25 protein-coding genes and 1 pseudogene are annotated in these 23,986 nt (G+C 69.6%); 11 read left to right on the forward strand and 15 right to left on the reverse strand.

From position 1 onward, the window contains the following. The first annotated feature begins 268 nt into the window (after positions 1-268). Entirely contained in the window at positions 269-1,756 is a 1,488-nt protein-coding gene (locus tag MKL20_RS31145) for a GumC family protein (RefSeq protein ID WP_244039929.1), read from the forward strand. Then, entirely contained in the window at positions 1,749-2,603 is an 855-nt protein-coding gene (locus tag MKL20_RS31150) for a WecB/TagA/CpsF family glycosyltransferase (RefSeq protein ID WP_244039930.1), read from the forward strand. Before MKL20_RS31145 ends, MKL20_RS31150 begins: the two co-directional genes overlap by 8 nt. Positions 2,604-2,790: 187 nt before the next feature. Here MKL20_RS31150 and MKL20_RS31155 read toward each other — a convergent pair whose 3' ends face one another. From MKL20_RS31155 to MKL20_RS31180, 6 genes are all read right to left on the reverse strand, one after another. After that, complete coding sequence (locus MKL20_RS31155; RefSeq protein ID WP_244039931.1) at positions 2,791-3,357, reverse strand: NUDIX domain-containing protein; 567 nt, start codon at positions 3,355-3,357, stop codon at positions 2,791-2,793. A gap of 38 nt (positions 3,358-3,395) precedes the next feature. Next, positions 3,396-3,653, reverse strand: a complete 258-nt coding sequence (locus MKL20_RS31160) for a sulfurtransferase TusA family protein (RefSeq protein WP_244039932.1) — start codon at positions 3,651-3,653, stop codon at positions 3,396-3,398. A gap of 25 nt (positions 3,654-3,678) precedes the next feature. Then, the gene (locus tag MKL20_RS31165) at positions 3,679-4,014 is read right to left on the reverse strand and encodes a hypothetical protein (RefSeq protein ID WP_244039933.1); all 336 of its coding nucleotides are present in this window, start codon (positions 4,012-4,014) and stop codon (positions 3,679-3,681) included. A gap of 214 nt (positions 4,015-4,228) precedes the next feature. Continuing rightward, a complete protein-coding gene (locus MKL20_RS31170; RefSeq protein WP_243973195.1) occupies positions 4,229-4,627 on the reverse strand; it encodes a hypothetical protein in 399 nt (132 codons plus the stop codon). 103 nt (positions 4,628-4,730) lie between these two features. Then, positions 4,731-6,098, reverse strand: coding sequence for a glutamate--cysteine ligase (locus MKL20_RS31175; protein ID WP_244039934.1), 1,368 nt, complete (start codon positions 6,096-6,098; stop codon positions 4,731-4,733). Positions 6,099-6,389: 291 nt separating this feature from the next. Further along, positions 6,390-7,142, reverse strand: a complete 753-nt coding sequence (locus MKL20_RS31180; RefSeq protein WP_244039935.1) for a 16S rRNA (uracil(1498)-N(3))-methyltransferase — start codon at positions 7,140-7,142, stop codon at positions 6,390-6,392. A gap of 231 nt (positions 7,143-7,373) precedes the next feature. On the opposite strand from MKL20_RS31180, the gene MKL20_RS31185 reads away from it, so the two are divergent. After that, a complete protein-coding gene (locus tag MKL20_RS31185) occupies positions 7,374-7,844 on the forward strand; it encodes a hypothetical protein (protein ID WP_244039936.1) in 471 nt (156 codons plus the stop codon). Between the two features lie 91 nt (positions 7,845-7,935). Further along, on the forward strand, positions 7,936-8,883 hold the full coding sequence (ubiA, locus tag MKL20_RS31190) for a 4-hydroxybenzoate octaprenyltransferase (RefSeq protein WP_244039937.1): 948 nt from the start codon (positions 7,936-7,938) through the stop codon (positions 8,881-8,883). Between the two features lie 15 nt (positions 8,884-8,898). Here ubiA and MKL20_RS31195 read toward each other — a convergent pair whose 3' ends face one another. After that, on the reverse strand, positions 8,899-9,360 hold the full coding sequence (locus MKL20_RS31195; RefSeq protein WP_244039938.1) for a DUF6101 family protein: 462 nt from the start codon (positions 9,358-9,360) through the stop codon (positions 8,899-8,901). 434 nt (positions 9,361-9,794) lie between these two features. Between MKL20_RS31195 and MKL20_RS31200 the strand changes: the two genes are divergently transcribed. Beyond that, positions 9,795-10,610 (forward strand): inositol monophosphatase family protein, encoded by an 816-nt coding sequence (locus MKL20_RS31200; protein ID WP_244039939.1) that lies wholly within the window; start codon positions 9,795-9,797, stop codon positions 10,608-10,610. Positions 10,611-10,926: 316 nt separating this feature from the next. Here MKL20_RS31200 and MKL20_RS31205 read toward each other — a convergent pair whose 3' ends face one another. Both MKL20_RS31205 and MKL20_RS31210 read right to left on the reverse strand, forming a co-directional pair. After that, complete coding sequence (locus MKL20_RS31205; RefSeq protein WP_092042045.1) at positions 10,927-11,163, reverse strand: AsnC family transcriptional regulator; 237 nt, start codon at positions 11,161-11,163, stop codon at positions 10,927-10,929. Between the two features lie 161 nt (positions 11,164-11,324). After that, complete coding sequence (locus tag MKL20_RS31210; RefSeq protein WP_058194768.1) at positions 11,325-11,534, reverse strand: cold-shock protein; 210 nt, start codon at positions 11,532-11,534, stop codon at positions 11,325-11,327. 316 nt (positions 11,535-11,850) lie between these two features. Between MKL20_RS31210 and MKL20_RS31215 the strand changes: the two genes are divergently transcribed. Beyond that, on the forward strand, positions 11,851-12,240 hold the full coding sequence (locus MKL20_RS31215; RefSeq protein WP_058194769.1) for a hypothetical protein: 390 nt from the start codon (positions 11,851-11,853) through the stop codon (positions 12,238-12,240). On the opposite strand, the gene MKL20_RS31220 is transcribed toward MKL20_RS31215, so the two are convergent. Beyond that, positions 12,241-12,444: a hypothetical protein gene (locus tag MKL20_RS31220; protein WP_244039940.1), complete on the reverse strand. Its 204-nt coding sequence runs from the start codon at positions 12,442-12,444 to the stop codon at positions 12,241-12,243. It lies immediately after the preceding gene. A gap of 145 nt (positions 12,445-12,589) precedes the next feature. Between MKL20_RS31220 and MKL20_RS31225 the strand changes: the two genes are divergently transcribed. Then, the gene (locus MKL20_RS31225; RefSeq protein WP_244039941.1) at positions 12,590-13,168 is read left to right on the forward strand and encodes a type 1 glutamine amidotransferase domain-containing protein; all 579 of its coding nucleotides are present in this window, start codon (positions 12,590-12,592) and stop codon (positions 13,166-13,168) included. 28 nt (positions 13,169-13,196) lie between these two features. Here MKL20_RS31225 and MKL20_RS31230 read toward each other — a convergent pair whose 3' ends face one another. Then, positions 13,197-14,855, reverse strand: coding sequence for a calcineurin-like phosphoesterase C-terminal domain-containing protein (locus MKL20_RS31230; RefSeq protein ID WP_244039942.1), 1,659 nt, complete (start codon positions 14,853-14,855; stop codon positions 13,197-13,199). A gap of 140 nt (positions 14,856-14,995) precedes the next feature. Continuing rightward, positions 14,996-16,294, reverse strand: a complete 1,299-nt coding sequence (locus tag MKL20_RS31235) for a murein L,D-transpeptidase (RefSeq protein ID WP_244039943.1) — start codon at positions 16,292-16,294, stop codon at positions 14,996-14,998. 321 nt (positions 16,295-16,615) lie between these two features. On the opposite strand from MKL20_RS31235, the pseudogene MKL20_RS31240 reads away from it, so the two are divergent. Beyond that, positions 16,616-17,047 (forward strand): annotated as a pseudogene (locus MKL20_RS31240) (copper chaperone PCu(A)C); the annotation flags it as partial. A 570-nt stretch (positions 17,048-17,617) separates the two neighbouring features. Continuing rightward, positions 17,618-18,148, forward strand: a complete 531-nt coding sequence (locus MKL20_RS31245) for a DUF1465 family protein (RefSeq protein ID WP_243973211.1) — start codon at positions 17,618-17,620, stop codon at positions 18,146-18,148. A gap of 48 nt (positions 18,149-18,196) precedes the next feature. On the opposite strand, the gene MKL20_RS31250 is transcribed toward MKL20_RS31245, so the two are convergent. Continuing rightward, positions 18,197-18,976 carry a MetQ/NlpA family ABC transporter substrate-binding protein gene (locus MKL20_RS31250; RefSeq protein ID WP_244039944.1) on the reverse strand — a complete coding sequence of 260 codons (780 nt, stop codon included), beginning with the start codon at positions 18,974-18,976 and terminating at the stop codon, positions 18,197-18,199. 451 nt (positions 18,977-19,427) lie between these two features. Then, a complete protein-coding gene (gene rpmE / locus MKL20_RS31255) occupies positions 19,428-19,676 on the reverse strand; it encodes a 50S ribosomal protein L31 (RefSeq protein ID WP_007565880.1) in 249 nt (82 codons plus the stop codon). 242 nt (positions 19,677-19,918) lie between these two features. On the opposite strand from rpmE, the gene MKL20_RS31260 reads away from it, so the two are divergent. Both MKL20_RS31260 and MKL20_RS31265 read left to right on the forward strand, forming a co-directional pair. Continuing rightward, entirely contained in the window at positions 19,919-21,763 is a 1,845-nt protein-coding gene (locus tag MKL20_RS31260) for an ABC transporter transmembrane domain-containing protein (RefSeq protein WP_244039945.1), read from the forward strand. 95 nt (positions 21,764-21,858) lie between these two features. After that, a complete protein-coding gene (locus tag MKL20_RS31265; RefSeq protein WP_244039946.1) occupies positions 21,859-22,890 on the forward strand; it encodes a D-cysteine desulfhydrase family protein in 1,032 nt (343 codons plus the stop codon). Between the two features lie 16 nt (positions 22,891-22,906). Here the strand turns inward: MKL20_RS31265 and MKL20_RS31270 are convergent, their stop codons facing one another. Then, on the reverse strand, positions 22,907-23,602 hold the full coding sequence (locus tag MKL20_RS31270; RefSeq protein ID WP_244039947.1) for a hypothetical protein: 696 nt from the start codon (positions 23,600-23,602) through the stop codon (positions 22,907-22,909). Between the last annotated feature and the right edge of the window lie 384 nt (positions 23,603-23,986).

Raw genomic sequence — 23,986 nt, forward strand, 5'->3', positions numbered from 1 at the left:
CCCCAACAATTCCAGGCCTGTTGGTGCCACAAAATCGTGACAGAGCGCCCTAGTTCTGTAAGCAAGATCTACAGGAATCCATGTGTAGGGTCTGGTTCAAGGCGAGAGTACTGGTTCGGTATGCCGATTGCTGCCGTGTCGGAGACAACACCGCCTCGGTCGAGGCCCTGTCCCGGATCGGCACGGAGGTGACCGGAACGGGGACGGGCGCAGGAGTGCGGTGGAGGGCGGCACCGGCCGCACTCCGACAGGTCAGGGAGCGTGGCGCATGTTCGACTTCTCGACGCGCATGAGTGGTGAGCAGCCGATCCGCATGGTGCTGCCGCAGGTCGAGCCCCGTCAGGAGAGCCGGCCGGAGGCGCGCGTGATCCTGCGCCGGCTGTGGCGGGGCAGCGGGTTCATCGTGCTGGGTGCCCTGTTCATGGTGGCGGTCGCGGTGGCGCTGCTCGGCCTGATCCCGCCGCGCTACACCTCGGGGATCCAGGTGCTGGTCGATCCAAGCGACCTGCGGGTCGTCGAGAACGACGTCAACGCCCGCCAGCCCCAGGCCGATAGCGGCGTCTCCATCGCGGAGAGCCAGGTGCGGGTGATCCAGTCGGACAACGTCCTGCGCCGGGTAATCGCCACCCTGCATCTCGACCAGGACGACGAGTTCGTGCTGCCGGACGGAAACAACCCGACGCTGGCCTGGATCAAGGGCGCGCTCGGCATGCTGCCCCCGGCCGCGAGCCGCGACCCGGTCAACATCGCCCTCGACACGCTTCAGACCAAGCTCAGCGTCCGCCGGGCCGAGCGGACCTTCGTGATCGACGTATCCGTGCAGTCGCGCGATCCCGAGAAGGCCGCCCGGATCGCCAACGCCATCGGCGACGCCTACTTCGCCGAGGAGAGCGCCGCCCGCACCGACACCGCCCGGCGCGCCTTCGACGCGCTGACCGGACGGCTCGGCAACCTGAAGCGCGATGTCGAGCAGGCCGAGGGCGAGGTGGTGCGCTACCGCGAGGCCCACAAGCTCGTGGCCTCGAGCGGCCGCCTGCTCACCGACCAGCAGCTCGGCGACCTGAACCAGCAGCTCGTCACCGCCTCGATCAAGACCGCGGAGGCGAAGTCGCGCCTGGACCAGGCCCGCAAGATGCGCACCTCGGACCCGAGCACGGCCCTGCCGGAGATGCTGCAATCCCTGGAGATGCAGGCGCTGCGGCAGCAATACGCCACGCTCTCGCGCAACACCGCCGAGCTCGCCACCCGGCTCGGCGAGCGCCACCCGGCCATGGCCGAGCAATACGCCCAGCAGCGCGACCTTCAGCGCCTGATCCAGCGCGAGAAAGAGCGGATCATCGACACGACCCAGAAGGATTACGACCGCGCCGCGGCCAGCGAGGCGGCGATCCGGACCAATCTCGACCGGGTGAAGACCGAGACCGTGAGCAGCGACCGCGCCTATGTCGGCCTGCGCGAGCTGGAGCGGACGCTCGAGGCCCGCCGGGGGGTCTACGAGGCCTATTTGAAGCGCGCCCGCGAGGCGAGCGAGCAGGAGCGGCTCAACACCACCAACGTCCGGATCATCTCGGTGGCGACGCCGGCCCGCCAGCGGACCTTCCCGCCCTCTCCGAAGATCGTGCTGCCGGTGGCCCTGGTGCTCGGCCTGCTGCTCGGCGGCGCCATCGCGCTGGCGCTCGGCGCCGACAGCGACCGCCGGCGGATCCGCCGCGCCGCCATCCGCCCAGGGACCAGCTTCCGGGCCGCCGATGCGTGATGTCGAGGCCCCGGTCCCGGTCGATCCCGCGGCGGCCTGGCTCGACCAGGCTGCCCCGGAGCCGTCCGCCGTGGGCACGGTGGCGGTGCCGTCCACGACCGTCCGGCTGTTCGGCTACAGCTTCCACACCGGCACAGCGGCGGCGATCGTGGACTCCGTGGCGGCGCGGTACGCGGACGGACCGCGGACGATCGTCACCGCCAATGTCGACCACGTCGTCCAGCTCGCCGAGGATGCGGATTTCCGGGGCGCCTACGCGCGCGCCGCAGCCCGGACCCTCGACGGCATGCCGCTGGTCTGGCTCGCCCGGGCGGCGAGCGGCCGGCCGGCCGTGCGGATCACCGGCCACGACCTCCTGGCCTGCATCCTGGCCGACCCGCCGCCCTTCGCCCGCCGGGTGTTCTTCGTCGCCGCCCGCCAGGACGCCGCCGACACGCTGACCACCCGCCTCCAGGCCGCCGGCCTCCCGGACGGCGCGGTGGCGAGCGCGGTGCCGCCCTTCGGCTTCGAGGACGACGAATCCTACGGCCGCTCCCTGGCCGAGCGGATCCGCGCCCACGGCACTACGCTGCTGGTGATGGGCGTCGGCGCGCCGAAATCGGAGATCTGGGTCGACCGCCGGGGCCGGGCGCTCGGCAACCCGGTGGTGTTCTGCGTCGGCGACGCGCTCTCAGTGGCGGCGGGCTGCCTGCCCCGCGCGCCCTGGCTGATGCAGCGGCTGGGCCTCGAATGGGTCTTCCGCTTCCTCTGCGCCCCGCGGCGGCTGTTTCGCCGCTACTTCATCGAATCCTGGCGCTTCATCGGGATCGCCGTACGGGACCGGGCTTCGTCGGGACGGCGGGATTGAGGGGGCGGGCCGGCGCCCGGTGCACCCGTTTCATCCCGTCCACGCCCGCAACCGTCATTGCGAGCGGAGCGAAGCAACCCAGGGAAACGCCACGTTCTGAGATCGCGTGCTGCCCTGGGTTGCTTCGCTGCGCTCGCAATGACGGAGAGAGGCGTATTCCGTCACTCCAAAGCGTCGCTCGACTGTCCTACGCAAACAGCTCCGGCCGCCGCAATTGCAGTGCGAACAGCAGCAGCAGCGACTTCATATCGGTGAGTGCCCCGCGGCGGATCATCGCCACGAGCTCCGAGAGCGGGATCTCATGGACGGCCACCGCCTCGCCCTCGGCGGCGAGGCCGCCGCCGGCGCCTGTGCGGTCGGATTCCGCGTAAGCTGCCAGGAACAGGTCCATCCGCTCGGTAGAGATGCCCGGCATGGTCCAGGCGCTGGCCACGAGATCGAGCGCGCCGAGGCGCAGACCCGTCTCCTCGATGGCCTCGCGCCGGACCTCGTCCTCGGGGGCGCCGTCGTCGAGCAGGCCCGCCGGCACCTCGACATGGCTCGGCGGCCCTCCGGAATACAGCACCGGCGCCCGGAACTGCGAGACCAGCGTCGCGACCCGCCGCACCGGGTCGTAGGGCAGGACCGCGACGGCCCGGCCATGATCTTCCATCTCGCGGGTGATGCGCGTGCCGTCGTCCTGCATCACCTCGGCCACGAGGTACCGGGCCCACCCCTCGTGCACGAGGCGCACGCCCCCGATCCGCGGTGCCATGCCGTCTCCGCCTCATCTCTGGGAACGGGACCGATCGCTCAGGAATGCGGCGGCTTCACGGAGGCTCTCATGCGGAAGCACAGGCGATCGCCGCTCCGCTCAGCCGAATCGAGCCGGGCGCCCTCCTCTCGGACGAGGTTGGGGATGTCGATCATCGCCATCGGATCGGTGCAAGTGACCACCAGCACCCGCCCGGCGGCGAGCGCCCGCAGGGCCTTACGGGTGCGCAGGACCGGGAGCGGGCATTTCAGCCCCGTGAGGTCGAGTTCGACGCAGTCCGCCTCATCATCCAGCAAACGAAGGGCTCCCGAGCCGACCTCTTTACCACTCGTGATAGCCGAACAGCGGGCCGTGATAGCTATCCGGCGCGAACACATAATAGGTCGGGCCGTAATAGCCGTATTCCATGTTGCGGCCCGGGGTCGGCGCGTAGGCGTAGCCGTAGCCGAACGGCACCGGATAGCCGTACTCGCCGTAATAGCTGTATTCCGGCCGGACCACCCGCGCCTCGGCGGCGATCCCGGACCCCACGGCCGGGCGTCCGACCGGTGCGGCGCGCGGGGCGCGATACGGGCCGAGATCCGCCGCGGAGCAGACGCTTCCGGCGGTCATAAAGGCTGCGAGGCCGGCCACGAGAGCGGCGGTGAAGCGGGTCATGGCGGCGGTCTCCTCGACAAGGCGATTCGGCCTCGGAGGGATCCGATAGCGTGGCCTGCCGCAGGTTAGCCCTGCCGGCCTTGTTCGAAGCTTGCGGCGCACGTCTAAGATGCGGCGGATCGCTGGCCCTACCCGCGGCAGCCCCCGAAAGTCCGCAACCAAAAACCCCCGGCCTCATGGAAGCCGGGAGTTTTTATGCAGTCCGGATCAAGGCTTACCAGCCGTAATCGTAATAGCCGTAGGCGGGAGCGGGGGCGTAGCCGTAGGCCGGATAGGCGTAGCCGCCGACCGGGGCGTAGCCATAGGCCGGGTAGCCGTAGCCGCCATAATAGCCGTAGCGGGGGGCGGCGCTGGCCGCCAACGCACCGCCGATGATGCCAAGGGCGGCGCCGGCCGCTACAGCGCCGGCGACTCGGCCGCCATAGCCGCGGCGGTAGCCGTAGCCGCCATAATAGCCGCGGCGCCAGCCGACAGTGTCCACCGTGGCGTTCTGGCCGCCGACCTGCACGGCGCTCTGCGCCGGCAGCGGGGCCGCCTCGGCAGCGGTGAACGAACCGGCGATCATGGCCAGGGCCGAGGCGCCGGCGACGACGGATGTGGTGATGCGAGACATGGACACCTCCTCCACGCGCTGAACGATCGGCGTGTGAACTGTCAGGTATCGCACTTCGTTCCAGGCCACGGTGCGCGGCCGCACGGCGCCCCGGATCGACGCGTCAGAACACGCATTCCGTGAAGGCCGGGCGCACGCAGGCGCCCCAGCGGCCCTCGTAATCGGCAAGCAGATCGTCGGCCCGGGTGCGCCCGGCTGTGACGATCGCCTCGAGGGGCTGGAGGTAGATGGTCTCGTCGCGGCCCTCGGCGTCGCGGCGGGCCCGAGCGCGCAGGCCCGAGCGGGCGATGGCGAGGGCTTCGGCGGCCACGGCCCCCAGGGTGGTGTTGGCGACCGGGGTGGCGAGCCCAAGGCGCGGCGCGGTGGCTCGGGCGGCCTCCCGGTTGGCCTGATTCCAGCCCTTCACCAGGTCGAGGGCGGCGTCCAGCGCCGCCTCGTCATAGAGCAGGCCCGCCCAGAACGCGGCCTGGGCGGCGATCATGCCGGGATCGCCGACATCGGCGCCGCGCATCTCCAGGAAGCGCTTGAGCCGGACTTCGGGGAAGGCTGTGGAGGCGTGGTTGGCCCAGTCGGCCACCGTGGCGTACTCGCCCGGGAGTTGCGCCAGCTTACCGGCCATCAGGTCGCGGAACGAGGCGCCCGACACGTCGTGGTAGATGTCGCCGCGCTTGACGAAGTACATCGGCATGTCGAGCAGCCAGTCGACATAGGCCTCGTAGCCGAAGCCCGCCTCGAACGCGAAGGGCAGCATGCCGGTGCGGTGGGGATCGGTGTCGCGCCAGATCTCGGAGCGGCGGGACAGGAAGCCATTCGGCCGCCCATCGGTGAAGGGTGAATTGGCGAACAGGGCCGTCGCCACCGGCTGGAGCGCCAGGGAGGCGCGCATCTTGCGCACCATGTCGGCCTCGGAGGCGAAGTCGAGATTCACCTGCACGGTGGCGGTGCGCAGCATCATGTCGAGGCCAAGCGAGCCGACCTTCGGCATGTAGCCGGCCATGATCTTGTAGCGGCTCTTGGGCATGACCGGGGTCTCGTCCCGCCGCCAGCGCGGGCTCATGCCGAGCGTCAGGAAGCCGATATCGAGGGACTCGGCCGCCCGCTTCGTCGCCGCGAGATGGGCCGCGAGCTCGGCCGCGGTGCCGTGCACGTCCGGCAGCGCCGCCCCGGACAGCTCGAACTGCCCGCCCGGCTCGATCGAGATCGCCCCGCCTTCCTCGGCCGACAGGCCGATGATGTTGCCCAGATCGAGGATCGGCTCCCAGCCGGTCTCGCGGGCCAGCCCCTCCAGCAGGGCGCGGATCCCGCGCTCGCCGTCATAGGGCACCGGCTCGCGGCTCTCCCGATAGAACGGGATCTTCTCGTGCTCCGTGCCGATGGCGAATTGCGCGCGCGGCTTCTCGCCCGCGGCGAACCACTCGATCAGCTCGGCGCGCGTGGTGAGCGGCGTGGTGTCGTTGCTATCGCGCGCCATGCGCTGCCTGCCCGTGCCTGTGAAATCGTCGCTTGGGATAGGAGCACACCGGAAACCTCCGGCGCGTCCGTCCTGTTCAACCCCGCCCGCGAGCGAAGTCCGGACGGACACCCGCGCCGGCTCCAAGAGCGCGGCGCGGGCGACATCCATCCTGGGACATAATCGAGGCGCCGGGAACCGACAACGCGGCGCCATGGACCGCGGGGGCCGTTCGCCCCAGTTCGGCGGCACAATCCCCGGGGCCGCCGCTCTCATGTGCGCCGGCACACATGGCTCCGGCCGGCCCTGCCCTCAGCGCGCGTCGCCCAGCACCGCCTGGACCAGGGTCAGCACCGCCACCGCAGCGGTGTCGGCCCGCAGGATGCGCGGCCCGAGAGAGAGCGCGACGGTGTTGGGCCGGGCCCGGATCGCCGCCCGCTCCTCCTCGGAAAACCCGCCCTCCGGCCCGACCAGGACGGCGAGCGGCGGCGGCGCGGCGGGATCGGCGGCCTCGCGGAGCGCCCGGACCGGGTCACTCACCGGGGCGTCCTCGTCGCAGAACACCAGCAGCCGCTCGGGGGCGAGACCCGCGAGCGCCGGCCCGAGTTTTTCCGGCTCGGGACAATCCGGGATCGCCAGGATGCCGCATTGCTCGGCCGCCTCGACGGCGTTGGCGCGCAGGCGATCCATGTTGATCCGCTCGCCCTGGGTGTAGCGGGTGATGACCGGGCGGATCGTCCCGGCCCCCATCTCCACCGCCTTCTGGGCGAGGTAATCGAGCCGCGCGCTCTTCAACGGCGCGAACAGGTAGTGCAGGTCGGCGCGCGGCGTCTGCGCGCGGTTGCGTTCGGCGACGTGGAGGTCCGCGCCCTTCCGGCCGGTCTGCACGAGGTGCGCGCGCCACTCGCCATCCCGGCCGTTGAACACCAGAACGGGATCGTCCGGGCCGCGGCGCAGGACGTTGAGGAGGTAATTGGCCTGCGCCCGGTCGAGCGGCAGGACCACGCCGGCGCCGAGATCCGATTCGACGTGGAGACGTGGGGCGGTGAAGTCGTAGGCCGGCATGGCCGGGTGGTCGCGCGGTCGGATGGCGCTGTCAACGCGGGCCGCGGGCTCGCGCAGCCCGCAAACCTGTTGCGAAAAGGTTACGAAGCTCGGTTTTTGGCGGTTCCCCCACACCAGCATGGCCTCGCCGGTTTGCCGCTCGATTGACGCCACATTCCTATGGCGAACCCAGGGGAACGAAGTGGAGCCGGCGGTGCGCGGGCTCCGGCACGGCGTCGAGGGAGTCGCGGGATGGCATACGGGAGCTTGGGTCTGGGGGCGGCGGCACTCGTCGGCGGCCTGCTGTTCGGAACGACCGCCTTCGCGCAGGGCGCGGCACCGGAATGCGGCGCGATCCAGAAGACGCTGGCCGACCGCAAGGCGCTGGTCGCCCGCGCCAACGTAGCCTCGAACAGCAAGAAGAAGATGACCCCGCAGGAGGCCTGCGCGCTGTTCGGCAAGCTTCAGTCCAACGGCGCCGAGGGTCTGAAGTGGATCACCGCCAACAAGGAATGGTGCTCGATCCCGGATTCGTTCGCTGAAGGCTTCAAGGCCGATCACCTCAAGGTCAGCGGCATCCGCACCAAGATCTGCAGCGTGGCGGCCCAGGCGACCAAGATGGAGGCGCAGGCCCGCGCCCAGGCGCAGAACGGCGCCAGCAGCGGCCTGCTCGGCGGTCCGGGCTTGACCGGCAGCTTCAAGCTGCCGCAGGGCGCATTGTAAGATCGTCTGAGAGGATCACGGGTCCGGCGCGGATCCCTCTCTGCGATGGCGTAGAGCGAGCGTGCGCGTGGGACGACCGGAGATCCGACCGATGAGCGGGACGGCGGCAGAGGACGGGCGTCCGGCCGATGCGGTGACCGGGCACTGGGTCGAGCGCGCGGCGCCGCGGCCCTGGCGGCCCTATCTGCGCCTGGCGCGCATCGACCGGCCGATCGGCTGGTGGCTGCTGCTTCTGCCGTGCTGGTGGTCGTCCGCCCTGGCGGCGATCCGGGCGGATCTCTCCTTTCCCGATCCCTGGCACTGCCTGCTGTTCCTGATCGGGGCGGTGGCGATGCGCGGGGCGGGCTCGACCTACAACGACATCGCCGACCGGGACCTCGACGCCCAGGTCGAGCGCACCCGCCAGCGCCCCCTCCCCTCCGGGCAGGTCCGGCCGCGCCACGCGGCCCTGTTCCTGTTGGCCCAGCTGCTCGTCGGCCTCGCGGTGCTGCTGCAGTTCAACGAGCAGGCGGTGATCGTCGGGCTGTGCTCCCTGCTGCCGGTGGCGATCTATCCGTTCATGAAGCGGGTGATGCCGATACCGCAGGCGGTGTTGGGGCTGGCCTTCGCCTGGGGTGCGCTGATGGGCTGGGCGGCTCTGTTCGCCCGCCTCGATGCACCGGCGCTGCTGCTCTACGCGGGCACGATCTGCTGGGTGGTGGGCTACGACACGATCTACGCAGTCCAGGATATCGAGGACGACGAGATCGCCGGGATCCACTCCTCGGCCCGCTTGTTCGGCCGGCATGTGCGGAGCGGAGTCGGCCTGTGCTACGCGCTCGCCGCGGTGTTCATCGCGCTGGCGGCCAGGGGCGCGGGCGCGGGACTGGTCGGGGCAATCGGGGTCGCGGCCTTCGCCGCGCATCTCGGCTGGCAGGTCCTGTCGCTGCGGGAGCGCGACGGGCGGGGAGCGCTGAGCCTGTTCCGCTCGAACCGGGATGCCGGCCTGATCCTGTTCGTGGGTCTCTCGGCGGACGCGCTGCTGCGCAGCCTGTCTTGAGCTTCGGCAGTCCGATCAGGTGCGGGCGATGATCTCGTTCTCGCCGCGGTAGATTTGCGGCCGCGCCGGCAGACGGCCGGTCTTGCGGCGGGCCAGGAAGCGCGGGCGGCGGGCACCGAGACCGGCATGCCGGCGGCGGATGCGGATGCGCCCGAGGATCAGCCGGCCGATCTGCTCGGAGACCGGCACCAGCACGCCGTCCTCCCGAACGATCATCCGCACCAGCCCGGCCCGGGCGGCGATATCGCGCCAGATGGCGACCACGTCGTCCTCGTCGAAGCAGCCGAAGCGGTTCAGCTCCTCGCCCTCGGCATCGACCAGGATCAGGCTGAAGCGGTCGGCGCCGCAGATCTCGGCATCCTCGGTGGCGTAGGCCAGGGCGATGCCGGCGGCCTTGCGGGCGCCGGACACCCGGCCGATCACCGGCAGCGGCGACGGGACGAAGGCGAACATAGCTGCGACCCCTTGGGTATCCATGGCAGGTCCTTCGGCAGGTCCTTCGCGGCGTTCGTCGGTGAACGAGGACGTGTTCATCTGTCCGGATCCCTGGAGCAAGTGGCGACCCGTGTCGGGCCGTCCGTTATGCCAAGCAAAATCGCACCCGAACTCCTCCGCACAGCTTAATCACCGTCGTTAAGCGATTCTGGACGGGGATGTCATTTGAGGAATGCTCAATGCTTCCTTGAATGCTCAACACTTCCTTGCGAAGATCGATCAGTCTCGATCGATCCCGGTAGCAGAGTGCGGATCCTTGTGGCCGTGCCGGCGGCGCCCTACAACGGGAGCGACCGGGCGGCACGGCCCTCCGGTGTTCTCAGATCTCCTTCCGAGCCGGCTCAGCACGTCCGACCAGCCGGGCGGAGGCCCCAACGTGGCCCGATCCGGGCCTGACGCATGCCCCGCGGAGCGCGATGCCCGAGCCCATCACCGACGCGGCCGTCTCCGCCCTGATGCCGGACCTGCGCGCGGTCATGCGCGAGGCCGCCGAGATCGCCCGGCCGTATTTCAAGCTCGGCGGCCAGACTTCCGCGCGGATCTGGTCGAAGGCCGGCGGCTCTCCGGTGACGGAAGCCGACGTCGCGGTCGACACCTTCCTGAAGATCCGCTTGAGCGCGCTGGTGCCGGCGGCCGCATGGCTATCCGAGGAGACCGCGGACGATCCGGCGCGCATCGGCCACGACCTCGTCTGGATCGTCGATCCGATCGACGGCACCCGGGCGTTCCTGTCGGGCCATCCCGACTGGTCGATCGCGGTCGCCCTCTTGGCCGGCGGCCAGCCGCGGATCGGGTTCGTCCACGCTCCTGTCGGCAACGCCGATTACGAAGCGGTGCTCGGATGCGGCGCCACCCGGAACGGCGAGCCGATTCGGGTGGATGCCAAGGAGACTTTGCCGGGCGCGCGCATCACCGGGCCGAAGCCGATGCTCGACCGACTGGCGCGCGGCGCTGGCGCCGACGTGGATTTCGAGCGGATCGACCGCATCCCGTCGCTGGCCCTGCGGCTCGCCCGGGTGGCGGAGGGCTCGGTCGATATCGGTTTGATCTCGGGCAATGCCCGCGACTGGGACATCGCGGCGGCCGACCTGATCCTGCGCGAGGCGGGCGGCGTGGTCTGCGACCTCAAGGGCCAGGCGACCACCTACAACCGGCCCGATCCGGTCCACGGCGAATTGCTGGCGACACCGGTCGCCCTGCGGGATCCGGTCCTGGCGGCCTGGGATCGGTAGGGCACGGCCCCGTTCGGCTTACGCGCGCGGCCCCTTTCCCGGACACTTGGAACGCCAGTGGAAGGTGATCCGGGACCCAGCAGGCGAAGCGCGGCGCAGCGGCACGATCTGAGAGCCGACGATGCCGCTGCGCGGTGTTGTGTGCTGGGTCCCGGGTCGCATTCCGCTGGCGCTGCATGCGCCCGGGAAAAGGGCGGCGCGAAAGAAGCACCGCTGCTGCGCGACCCATCGCGCGCAAGAGCCGCGCTCGATCTGAGATCGAACGCGGCTCCATACGTCATGAGCGTCTGAAAAATCCCAAGCGGAACGTCGGCCCTCAGGCCGCCGCCGCCTCGCGGATCACCACCGCGTTGGGCGCGAGCCCGAGACGCTCGGCGAGATGCCAGTGCAGTTCCCGCGGGGAATGGTAGTTGTAGGACCGGTCGATCAGGTTGCTGAGATCGGCCCCGGTCTCGGTCGCGGACTTGGCCCGCGCCAGCCGCCCGACCCGGAAGGTCGGCGCATCGGTGACGGGGGAGCGGACGCCGCGGCGCCGCGTATATTCGAACATCATTATAAAGCGTGTCTTTTCTTTTCTGGACCGGACGTCTGTGCGCGCCCGGCGTCGTTTCTGCTGGTTGCCTCCGACGCCCCCGTCGCCCGGACAGTCTCGCCCGGGTGGAAGCGTCGGAAGGGGAAGCCGCGTCGTGCGGCCGGTTCAATCCCGTTCGCGGATCAGGCCGCCTGAAGGTTGCCGGCGGCGTCCTTGCCGCTGCGCTTGTCCGTCAGGACCTCGTACGAGAGCCGCTGGCCCTCGACCAAGTTACGCATCCCGGCCCGTTCTACGGCAGAGATGTGAACGAACACGTCTTTGCCGCCGTCGTCGGGCTGAATGAAGCCGTAGCCCTTGGTCTCGTTATACCATTTCACAGTGCCGGTATTCACGTAGGGTACCTCGTTCGTCCATAGGTCATGCACACGGCGAGAATGCCGCGCGATGCACCACGGTCTTGCTGGGTTGGCCAGTGTGGCAGGGCGCGAGACGCTGGTCGCTTGAACGCGCCGGTCTCGGTGGGAATGCCCCCCGAGGCTCTATTTAGGCGCTGCCTGCGGCGGCAACAAGGCATTTTGCACGCGGCGTCTCGGTCGCAGGTCGAGCGGGGCCGGCGGGGCGGCGCGGCGCCCCCTGTGATTTCCGGCACTTCCGATGCATATACGGAACGCGGACAGACAGTTAAGGCGCGTGGCTCCCGGGCGATACATGGCAGGCATTTCGGTCTCGCTGGATGGCGCGAACATCCAGCTTTCCTTCCAGAAGGACGATCAGGCGACGGCGGTGGTGATGGATGCCCGCGCGGCCCGCGCCCTGGTGCGCGCCGTCGGGCAGCTCCTCACCGCGATCGACGACAGCGACGAGCCGGACCTCGGCGAGGGCCTGGGCGACGAGGAAGTCGCGATGCTCGACGTCACCTCCTCGGCGATCGAAGTCGGCACCGACGAGGAGGGCCAGGCCGTGGTCGCCCTCCAGGCCGGCGCCCTGCCGCCGTTCCAGCTGCGCCTGACGGACGAAGAGGCCCGCCACGTGGTGACGAGCCTCTCCGAAATCCTCAGCGCGCCGCGCGACGTGCGCACCTCGCACGGCGGCCACTGATTACATCCGGGTGCCCGGATCGGTCGGCGTGCCCGGAAAGACGTCGGGCTCGGAGCCCGGTCCGCCCGGCTCGCCGATGCCGGGATCGTTCACCGGATAGGGCGTGCGCGGCCCGGTCGGCCCGATATCGGGCTCTTCCTCGGGCGTGGGCGGCAGAGGCGGCAGATCGCCGGGCGTAGGCTCGGGTAGGCCGGGATTGGCCATGGCGGTCTCCTGATGGTTTTCGGGATGCCGGATCAACGGCCCGCCCCTGCATGGGTTCCGCGCGCCGGCCTTCCATGTCGCGCCCCTCGGAACAGCGCGAACCGGCCTCCGTTGACCGGGCAGACCCCCAACAAGGAGGCTCGCCATGCCCGATATCCGCCAAGCCAAGATCCTGATCCTCGCCACAGACGGCTTCGAAGAGAGCGAACTGACCGTGCCGCAGGCCAAGCTGGCCGAGGCCGGCGCCACCGTCTCGGTGGCCGCCCCGCAATCGCGGGCGAGCAAGGGCACGATCCGCGGCTGGGACAAGACCGACTGGGGCAAGGAGGTCGCGGTCGACCTCGATCTCGACCGCGTGGACCCTGCCGCCTACGACGCCCTTGTCCTGCCGGGCGGCCAGATCAACCCGGACAAGCTCCGGCTCGAGCCGAAGGCGCTCGCGGTGATCAAGAGCTTCCTCACCTCCGGCAAGGTCGTGGCCGCGATCTGCCACGCGCCGTGGCTGCTGATCGAGGCCGGCGCGGCCAAGGGCCGCGACCTGACCTCGTTCGCCTCGATCCGCACCGACGTGATCAATGCCGGCGGTCGCTGGTACGACAAGGAGGTGGTGACCGATCAGGGCATCGTCACCAGCCGCAGCCCCGAGGACCTGGACGCCTTCTGCGCCAAGATCGTCGAGGAGATCCAGGAAGGCAGCCACGGCAGCCGCCAGCTCGCGGCCTGAAAATCCGCGCGGCTGACGGCGTCGATCGTCAGCCGCGCGCGCCGTCGCCGGTGACTTCGAGCACGGCGCAAGACCTGATCGGCCGTCCGTACTCGTCCGTCCCGTCCACCGTCACCCGGTGGGCGCCCGGCGCGAGGTCGTCGGGCAGGCGCGCGGTCCAGATATGGGTCGAGGGCGTCGCCTGGACCCAGCTCTTCTTGGTCTCGGGATAGCGCGCGTAGAGTTCGGTCACGAACGGGTCGAGGCGCCGGGTCCGCGTCATCGGCTCCGGCGCCCGGTCGCCGACCCGGAAGGTCAGGCTCGTGCGCGGGCCGCCGTCGAAGACGTTGACCACGAGGTTGGTCGAGGCCAGCGCGTCCTGCGGAACCGGCGGGCGCAGCGCCTGCATCGGATGGCTCGCCCGGACCATCTCCGGGGCGGCGGGGCGCAGCTCGCTCTCGAAGGCGATGCGCATCGTCGCGTCCGGCTCGCCCTGCGCCGGGACGTAGCGGGTCGTGTAGGCGGTGCCGCGGATCGACAGCACGTGGAAGCCGTTCGGGGTGCCGTCGCGGCTGTCGGCCGAGGGGATGCCCGTGCGGGTATCCGGCCCGCTCCACCACGAGCCCGACACGGCGGTCATCACGTGGTGGTGGTGCCCCTCCGCGGGGTAGTGATGCTCGGTGGTATGGGTGTGGCCGGCGAGGCTCAGCACCTCGCGCCCCGCCAGCACGTCGAGCAGCGCGGCCCGGTCGATGGTCGCGCTGCGCGGATCGTCGCCGGTATCCGTGACCAGGGGAATGTGGGTCGCCAGCACGATCAGGTCGTCCGGCGGGATCTCGGCCAGGAGATTCTTGAGGAAGGCCAGCGTCCGCTCGCCGATATGGCCCCGGTAGGTGTTCGCCCCCACGGGGACCGGCGGCCCCATCCACTCGACGTTGTCGAGCATCACGAACAGCACCCGCCCGTGCCGGAACGCGTAGTTCGGCGCGCCGAACACGCGCTTCCAGGTCTCGCGGCTGTAGCGGGCATCCGGGGCCTGCATGTTCAGGTCGTGGTTGCCTGGCAGGCTGTACCAGGGCAGCCCGATCCGCCCGACGATCCGGTTCGAGCGGCCGTAGAGCGAGAGGTCGTCGAACAGCACGTCGCCGGTTGTCAGGCCGAAGGCCGCCGGGATCGCCATGGCCCGGGCGACCGCGGTGTCGCGCACGTGGTCGAGCTCGAACCGGCTCTCGGGCTGCGGATCGGTGAACAGGATCACGTCGAAATCCGCCGGTTCGTCGGCCTTCGTCAGGGTGAAGTCGATCGAGGCTGGCCGCGGGCCGGTGGGCGCGAGGCCCTTGTAGCGCAGCCCAAGATCGGCAGGCGTGCCGCCGGGCTGGTGGATGTAGGAATGCCGGGGCACGTTGTCGGCGTCCCGCGGCAGGGCGTAACCCGGCGGCTTGATCACGAAGATCGCGCCATCCCCGGCCAGCGGCAGCCGGTAGCGGCCCTGCCCGTCCGTGCGCACGACCTCGCGGCCGTTGGAGACCAGCGCGCCGGGCAGCGGCGCGCGCTCGGCGCCGGTTGTCTGGACGGCGTAGACGATGCCCGTGGCCTCCCCGGATTCCTGCGCCCCGGCGCGGCCGGCCACGAGCCCAAGGGCGGCGGCACCAGCCACGGTCTCCCGGCGGGTGAGGCGTCCGGATGCTGGGATCGAATCGCGCGACATCGGGGGCTCCTGCTCGGCGGCAAAGGCCAAGCAGAGGCGTTTGACCGCCCGATGACAGAGCGGTCCCGAAACGCGCGAGGCCCGCACCCCGGATAGGGTGCGGGCCTCGGACGAAACCGCAGGCGTGAAGCGCGGTGCGCTTACTCTTCGTCGCCGGGCTCGAAGGTCTGGGGCAGCGGCTCGGCGCTGGCGACCGGGGTCGGCGCCCCGATGGTCGACGGCACGTTCACGCCGTCCCGCTTGTAGATGTCGTCGCGGAACTGCACGAGGCCGTCCGGGGTCGCCCAGGCGGTGATGTAGGTCCAGTAGACCGGCACGGGCTGGGCGATGTTGGCGTCGACGCGCTTGCCGCTCTCGATGGCCTGTTCGACCTGCTCGCGGCCCCAGCCGGGCGTGTCCTTCAGCAGCCACGTGATATACTCGCGCACGTTCTGAACGCGCACGCAGCCCGAGGAGATGAAGCGGAAATCGTCGCCGAACACACCCTTGGTGTTCGTGTCGTGCATGAACACGCCGTAGGGGTTCGGGATGTTGATGCGGACGATGCCCATCGAGTTGAAGTCGGCACCCGATTCCTGCCGGTAGGTGAAGCGCGTGCCCTCATCCGAGTTCCAGTTGATCGAACGCGGCGAGACTTCGCCGTTGCCCGACAGGATGTGGATCTTGTTGTCGGTGAGGTAGTTCGGATCCTTCTGCATCTTCGGGATCAGGTCCTTCTTCACGATGGAAGCCGGGACCGTCCAGGTCGGGTTGAAATTGATCTGCGTCGCCTTGGTGTTCATGATCGGCGACTGGCGGTCGATCTTACCGACGCCGGCGGCGTGCAGCGTGACGACCTGGCCGTTCTCCACGGTCTCCACCAGGGCGGCCGGGATGTTCATGATCACGAAGCGCCGGCCGAGATCGCCCGAATAGGAGCGCAGGCGGACGACGTTGATCTCAAGCTGGTGCAGCCGCACGTCGGCGGGCACGTTCATCGCCTGCTGGGTGGCGAGGCTCATGGCGCCGGTCTGGCTGAGGCCGTGGCGGGCCTGGAACCGCTTCACGCCGGCCGCGACGTAGGAATCGTACACGCCCGAGCCGCCGGCGGCGGGATCGAGATCGCCGGTGACGATCAGGCGCTGGCGCACCGTGGCCACCGCCGGGCCCTTCGCGCCGACGCGCAGGCGCTCGGCACCGGAGACCGGCCGCCAGCCGCCGCGGGCGACGATGTCCTTGTAGCGCTCGAGCATCTGCTCGGTGGCCGACACCGTCTGGGGCGACAGGATCGGCACGGTCTCGCGCTGCACCTGCATGCCGGCGGGCGAGGCGTAATCCTGCGCCCATTCGGCCTGGGCGTAGTTGCCCTGGTCCCGGGCCTCGGCGGCGCCGATGGCGAGGGTGCCGAGCGCGGCGACGCCCAGCATGGCGGTGAACCGGTTTGTTGCCTTGATGCGCATCAGTCGCTGGCTCGTGTCCGGAGTTCGTCAGATCATGGCGAGAGCGGGGGTACTCGGTCGCCACGGTGTCGGGATGGGCTTAAGACTCCCTATCGAAGGGGCCGGATTGTGGCATTGGCGTGCGGCAACGCACGTCGCGTTCGCTTGCGGCGCGGCGACAACAGTCACCGGCGGCCCAGTGTGGCAGAGATGCCACCGCCGGGGCGATCCGTGCCTCACGCCGCCGAAGGTGCCGGTCGCCAATTCCCAAAAAACCAGGATGGAAGCAGGCCCATGAAGATGTTGTGCACGGCCCTCCTCGGCCTCGGCCTGTTCGCGGGCGCCGCCCAGGCGGATCCGATCAAGGCCGGCGACCTCACGATCGAGACCCCGTGGCTGCGGGCGACGCCGAACGGCGCCAAGGTCGCGGGCGGCTACGTGCGGATCGTCAACACCGGCACCGCCCCCGACACGCTGACGGGCGCAGCGGTGCCGTTCGCCACGTCGGGCGAGATCCACTCCATGTCGATGGAGGGCGGCGTGATGAAGATGGCCCCGGTCCCCGGCGGCCTGACGATCAAGCCCGGCGAGACCGTGGAGCTGAAGCCCGGCGGCTATCACCTGATGTTCGAGGGGCTGTCCGGCGCCCCGAAGGCCGGCGACACCGTCTCTGGGACGCTGACCTTCCAGCGCGCCGGCGCCGTGCCGGTCACGTTCTCGGTAGCTCCGGTCGGCGCCAGCGCGCCCGGCGGCGGCCACCAGCATCAGCATTAAGAGCCTGTTTGACCGCATGCTCGCAGTCGAATGATGGTTCCGCTGATGGAGATCCCAATCTCTCCCCTCATCCTGAGGTGCTGCGGAGCAGCCTCGAAGGAGCCCTCCAGGGATCGCGCGGCTGGCTGGAGGGCTCCTTCGAGGCCTCCGCTTCGCTCCGTCGCCTCAGGATGAGGGTGAGGATGGGAAAGACCGGTCAAACAGGCTCTCAGAGCCGGCCGGGGCCATAGATCCGTCGGATCCACACGTTGCGCGTGTCCTGACAGGGACCACGCAACTGGATGCGTCACGGTCGAACACCCTGTTCAGGGCGTGATCGACTTGCACCGGGGCGATTCCGACACCGGCCGCTGGCCACGCGTATTCGCCGGTGTCCAGTTCTCCTTTCGAATGCTTGCACACGAGGGCGCGCGCCATATCTTAACCATCGGCCGGCTCATTAAGGTTAAGAAAGATCTAACCCTGATGCTGCCGCGGTTCGGCGCTAGGATTGCGGCGTCGTCCGAGAGCCATGGCCGGAATGTCCCGGTCCGGTACGGCTAGGCCCGTCGGCGGCACAGGAGAGGCAGCATGAACGGCTTCGATGTCACGTTCCGGGACGATCGGGACTGGGTCGATTTCGGCAAGACCTACGTCAATTCCGTCGCGTTCAAGACGCTGTTTCGCGACGGCATGCTGCTCGTCGAGGAGACGGCGGCCTATCTCGATGGCGAGGGCCGGGACGAGTCGCGCCTCGTGTCGCGCGACGCCACGCTGAGCTACGCCGCCGAGAGCATGCGCCTCACGACGCTGCTGATGCAGATCGCGTCCTGGTTGCTGGTGCAGCGCGCGGTCGCCGAGGGCGAGATGACCCCCGCGGAGGCCCTGCAGGAGAAGCACCGGGTCAAGCTCGGCAGCACCGAGCCGCCGAAGCAGGCGGATTTCTCGCTCTTGCCGATGCGGCTCCAGCAGCTGATCCTGCGGGCGCGTCGCCTGCACACCCGCATCCTGCATCTGGATTCCCTCATCACCGACGACAGGCCGACGCCGATGCCGGTGGAGAGCCCGGTGGCAGCCCAGCACGGGCTGCTGCGCATGGCGTTCCGGTTCCGTGAGGGGTGAGGACGGCCGCGCGGTTGAGACGACAGCGCCAACCGCGCGGGATACCCGTCAGAAGGCCGGCAATTCCCCCGGCCGGTTCTCCGTGATGTATTTTCGGATCGTGTCGTTCTGGTAGGCGCGGACGAGCTTGGTCACCCAGGGGGCGTTCTTGTCTTTCTCCCGCACCGCGATGAAGTTGTTGTACGGGTTGTTGACCGACGATTCGATCGCGATGGAATCCTTGCCCGGCTTCAGGCCGGCTTCGACGGCGTAATTCGTGTTGATCACCGCGGCGTCGACATCGTCGAGGCTGCGCGGAAGTTGGGCCGCGTCGATCTCGCGGAACTGAAACTTTTTCGGATTGTCGATCACGTCGAGCACGGTGGGCAGGATGCCGACGCCGTCCTTCAGCTTGATCTGCTTCTGCGCCTGCAGCAGCAGCAGGGCGCGACCACCGTTGGACGGATCGTTCGGGATGCCGATCGACGCGCCGGTCTTCAGCTCGCCGAGGCTTTTCACTTTCTTGGAATAGAGGCCGATCGGCGAGACGATCGTGTCACCGACCGGCACGATCTTGTAGCCCTTGGACTTGTTCTGGTTCTCGAGGAAGGGCTTGTGCTGGAAGGCATTGGCCTGAAGGTCGCCGGCGTCCAGGGCCGCGTTCGGCAGGAGGTAGTCGGAGAACACGACCAGATCGACGTCGAGCCCCTCCTTGGCGGCGATGTCCTTCACCTTCGCCCAGACATCCTCGGAATCGCTGAAGATGCCGACCTTGATTTTCTCGCCGGCAAAGGCCGGTGCGGCGAAGGTCAACAGGATGGCGAGGACGGAAAACAGCCAGCGTTTCATGGATGACGACCCCGAAAACGTCGCTCGCAGCTTTCGAGCGCGTGAAATGATGGTTTGGGCTTTTCTCTATGGCCTGAGAACGTGCCGAACGATGATCCCGCCGGAAACAACAGCAGCCTGCAGATCTCTCCGAGATCGCGATAGCCGAAGATCGTTTGCCGGTCAGATCATCGACAGCATCGGACATTACGACGGCTTGGCTTGACCGGAAAAGAGGCCGCGGAGATCATGACTACCGGCCGAAGCGGTCGGCAGCCGCCTTGAGAGAAGAAAATTTTCTCTCTCCGAGGCAGATGAAGATCAAACTCACGAGCCGCTCAGAAAAATCGCGACAGAATTCCGCTGAAAAATCCGCATCGCGCCCTGCGGAGGCACGGTGCGCGCCAAAAGAAACGGGCGGCCCCGCGAGGGACCGCCCGTTCTGATTCGGGTCGGCGCGATCCGCGATGGATCAGCGCTTGCCGAGGTTGCCGAACCGCGAGTTGAAGCGCGAGACGCGGCCGGCGCGATCGAGCATCTTCTGCTCGCCACCGGTCCAGGCCGGGTGGGTGAGCGGATCGATGTCGAGGTTGAGGGTGTCGCCCTCCTTGCCGTAGGTCGAACGGGTCCGGTACTCGGTGCCGTCCGTCATCACGACCTTGATGAAGTGGTAGTCGGGGTGCTCGGTCCCCTTGGCCTTTGCGGCCGCGTCCTTCGCCATGACCTGTCGTTCCTGTTCTGGCACGCCGGCGGGGAGCGCAGGAGGCGCCGCCCGGCCCGGAATGCGGAAGGTGTCACCGGTTGCACCGAACCGTGAGTTCGTGGCAACGGCACGTCCAAGCCGACCGTGGTGGCGGCCCGCGGCCATTGAACACGCGCAATCGGATGAGGGGCGGCGTATATCGCAGCCTCTCGCCGGGAACAAGCGCCATGGACCGGGTGGGAAGAGACGCGTGAGGCGTGATGGCCCGTAAGACGAAAGCGGCCGCGGCCGGCCGGCCCAAGGCGCCCCTGAGCGCGCTTCGGCCCCTGCTGCCCTTCGCCCTGCGCTACCGCGGGCGGATCGCCGCCGGTATCCTCGCCCTGATCTGTGCCTCGGCCTCGACCCTGGTGGTGCCGATCGCGATGCGGCGGGTGATCGACCACGGCTTCACCGCCGACGGCGCCAACGTCATCGACGCCTACTTCCTGGCCCTGCTCGGCGTGGTGGCGGCCTTCGCGCTGTCGAGCGCGGCCCGGGTCTATACCGTGGTCACGCTGGGCGAGCGGGTGGTGGCGGATCTGCGCAGCGCCGTCTTCGCCCGGCTGACGATCCTCGATCCGGCCTTCTTCGATCGCTCGCAATCCGGCGAGATCGTCTCCCGGCTCACCGCCGACGCGACGCAGATCAAGGCGGCCTTCGGCGTCTCGATCTCGATCCTGCTGCGCAACCTGTTCCTGTTCGTGGGCGCGACCGCCATGATGGTGATCACCAGCCCGCGCCTCTCCGTGATGGTGCTGGCCGCCATCCCGGTGATCGTCTTCCCGCTGATCCTCTCCGGCCGCGGCGTGCGGCGGCGGTCGCGAGCCGCCCAGGACCGGCTGGCGGATGCCTCGGCCTACGCCGCCGAGGCGGTCGGGGCCGTGCGGACCATGCAGGCCTTCGGACGCTCAGGCACCACGGCCGCGAAATTCGCCGCCGCGTCCGAGGAAGCCTATGGCGCCGCCCGGGATTCGATCCGGGCCCGCGCGCTGCTCACGGGCGTCGCGATCTTTCTGATCTCCGCCTCCGTGGTCGGGGTGATGTGGTACGGCGCCCAAGGCGTCCTCAACCACACCATGACCGGCGGCGAGCTCTCGCAATTCGTGCTCTACGCGGTGTTCGGCGCCGGTGCGCTCGGCCAGCTCTCCGAGGTCTACGGCGACCTCGCCATGTCGGCCGGTGCGGCCGAGCGGCTCACCGAGATCCTGGGGTCCGAGCCGGCGATCCGCGCGCCCTCCCCGACCCTGCCGCTGCCCGAGCCGGCGCGCGGCGCCGTCAACTTCGAGGCGGTGCGCTTCGCCTACCCGACCCGACCCGGCCACGCCGCCCTCGACGGGCTGACCTTCGCGGCGGCTCCCGGCGAGCGCATCGCCATCGTCGGCCCGTCCGGCGCCGGCAAGTCGACGGTGCTGCAGCTGCTCCTGCGCTTCTACGATCCGCAGGGCGGCCGCGTGCTGGTCGACGGCACCGACATCGCGCAGGTCGATCCGGAGGCCCTGCGCGCCCGCATCGCCCTGGTCCCGCAGGACCCGGTGGTGTTCTCCGGGACCGTCTCCGAGAACATCCGCTACGGGCGCCCCGAGGCCGGCGAGGCCGACGTGCAGCGCGCGGCCGAACTCGCCAACGCGCACGGCTTCGTCACCGCCCTGCCGCAGGGCTACGATACCCAGGTCGGCGAGCGCGGCGTGACCCTCTCCGGCGGCCAGCGCCAGCGCATCGCCATCGCCCGGGCGATCCTCAAGGATTCGCCGATCCTGCTCCTCGACGAGGCGACCTCGGCCCTCGACGCGGAATCCGAGCGCGCTGTCCAGGCCGCCCTCGACACGCTGATGCGCGGGCGCACCACCCTGGTCATCGCCCACCGGCTCGCCACGATCCGCGCCGCCGACCGCATCCTGGTCCTCGACGACGGCCGCATCGTCGAGACCGGCACCCACGAGAGCCTGCTGGCGCAGGGCGCGCTCTACGCCCAGCTCGCCAGCCTGCAATTCACCGACGCCCTGGACGAGACCGCCCGCGGCAAGGGCCTTCGGACCCGCGGCGAACGCATCCCCGCCGCCGAGTGATTTTGGGACTTGGCTGCGTCGGGTTCGGGGACGGAGGGCGTCTGTCCGTCGCCCGGGGTCGGGACAGGAGCGATGGCGCGGTGTAAAAACACGCGATGACCCGTCTCGACCTCGCCCGCTTCCCGCGCCTGCCGTTCCTCGCGCAGCCGACCCCGATCGAGCCCCTGGACGGGCTGATGCGCCACCTCGGCGCGGCCCTGAACGGCGTGCGGATCTTCGTGAAGCGGGACGACGTCGCCGGGATCGGGCTCGGCGGCAACAAGCTGCGCAAGCTCGAATACCTGCTCGGCGCCGCCAAGGCCGAGGGCGCCGATACCGCGATCACCGTCGGCGCCATCCAGTCGAACCACGCCAGGCTCACCGCGGCGGCCTCGGCGCAGGCCGGGCTCGCCTGCGAGCTGTTCCTCACCCGCAGCGTGCCCCGCCAGGACCCGGACTACACGGGGAACGGCAACCGCCTGCTCGACGACGTGTTCGGCGCCACCGTCCACGAGCTGCCGGGCGAGGCCGACTCGCTGGCGGCCGCGGAGGCCCGGGCTACCGAGTTGAAAACGAAGGGCCGCCACGCCTACGTCTTCCCCTCCGGTGGATCGAGCCCGACCGGCTGCCTCGGCTACGCCAACGCCGCCTCCGAGATCCTCAGCCAGGCGGAGGCCATGGGCCTCTCCTTCGCGCAGATCATCACCGCCAACGGCAGCGCCGGCACCCATGCGGGCCTCGTCGCGGGCCTCGCCGCGATGGGCCTCGACCCGGTCCTGGCGAAATCCTTCGCGGTGCTCGCCGAGGAGGGCCGCGCCCGGGCCGAGGTGCTGGAGAAGGCCAACGCCACCCTGGCCCTGATCGGCGCCGAGCGGCGCGTGTCGCCCGAGGACATCAACCTCGACGGGCGCCATCGCGGCCCCGGCTACGGCATCCCCACGGAGGGCATGCTGGAGGCGGTCCGGCTCGTGGCGCGAACGGAAGGCAAGCTGCTCGACCCGGTCTATAGCGGCAAGGCCTTCGCGGGCCTGCTGCACGACGTGCGCGCTGGGCTTTACCCGGCGGGCTCCTCGGTACTGTTCCTGATGACCGGCGGCACGCCGGGGGTGTTTGCCTACAAGGACACGCTGGCTGGCCGGGGAGCCTGAGCCGACTCCCCCTGCCTCAGGCGGCGCGGACGGTGCGGCTCAGCCGGCGGCCCGTCTCTTGCCGATCCGACATGGCCGCAATCGGGGCCGACGCCGCGCGGACGTCGTGAGTCGGTTCCGCAACGCGGCCGCCGGCAGCCAGATCCTGATCGGGCGCCGCCGCGATCCGGCATGCCTGGGAGGCGATCGCGGCCTGTTCGGCCAGCGCCTTCACCCGGGCAGCGGCGCCCCGGAAGCCGTCTCCGGCCGCAGCGCCTTGCGCCGCCGCAAGGGTGGCTCTGAGCGCCATCACGCTCGTCTGCGCGGCCATGGCCGCGATCGAGCCGGGCGCGCTCGTCGCGGGCGCCGGGACTTCACCCACGCCCATGCGGCTCAACCCATCCTGGAAGACCTGAACCGCCGCCGCGATCGCGTCGGCATCCGCGCGCTGCTCGATGAGGATCACCGCAGCCTCGGGATCATCCAGGCTGTGGCTGCGCGCGGCAGCGGTCAGGACGCCCTGGCGCGCGGTGAACCGCGACCGCGCGAGAACCCATCCGCCGCCGCTCACCGCGACGACCAGAGCGACGAGACCGCTGAGGGCAAGCGGATCGAGCATTGCTGGTGCCCCCGTTGACGGAACGCCCCAGCTCGGACCCGCAGCCAGCAGCCCGCCAAGCACCGCGAAGACGGCGACGAGACCCGCGCACCTGGAAAGGGCAAGCTTGGACATCCGTGACCCCATCCCCACCTGGACGGCACGATGGGTCGAAATGGCTAATTCCAAGTTAAACAGGGCCGATCCGGATCAAATGTGATCGATTTTTGTTTTTTTCTTGAAATCACATCGATAAAGTTCTTGGAGCTTGTTTGACTGGTCTTTCCCATCCTCGCCCTAATCCTGAGGTGCCGAAGCGCAGCGGGCGCCTCGAAGGAGCCCTCCAGCCGGCCGCGCGATCCCTGGAGGCCTCCTTCGAGGCTGCTGCGCAGCACCTCAGGATGAGGGGAGAGATTGGGATCGCCATCGGCCGAACCATCATTCGACTGCGAGCGTGCGATCAAACAGGCTGTTACAGGCGCGGATTAAATATCCGCTTGATGACGGCGCATCGAGATC

This window comes from Methylobacterium sp. E-066, from assembly GCF_022829635.1.
Classification (GTDB): Bacteria; Pseudomonadota; Alphaproteobacteria; order Rhizobiales; family Beijerinckiaceae; genus Methylobacterium.